The organism is Proteus myxofaciens ATCC 19692, from assembly GCF_001654855.1.
Lineage (GTDB): Bacteria > Pseudomonadota > Gammaproteobacteria > Enterobacterales > Enterobacteriaceae > Proteus > Proteus myxofaciens.
Window position 1 is genome coordinate 1 of the sequence record NZ_LXEN01000249.1, and the last position, 228, is coordinate 228.

A 228-nucleotide genomic window follows, 5' to 3' on the forward strand; every position below is an offset into this window, starting at 1 on the left:
CTGGTCTTGCTATCTCTCGCGAGAAAATCAAGTAAATAATCAACTTGAATATCTTGGCTATCACCTAATGCAATAAAATAAGAAAAGCCGATATCACGATCATAAGCCCAATCAAGAATAGTATTTGCAACAGCAGCAGATTGCGAAATAAAAGCTAATTTACCTTTTTTAACAGGAATAGGAGAAAAGCTCGCATTTAATCCTTGCCAAGGAGCAAGCAATCCCAGG

The 228-nt window shown here is 37.3% G+C and carries 1 pseudogene; it reads right to left on the reverse strand.

Annotation, left to right across the window (positions count from 1 at the left end):
• A pseudogene (locus tag M983_RS16810) lies at positions 1–228 on the reverse strand (acetyl-CoA synthetase); the annotation flags it as partial.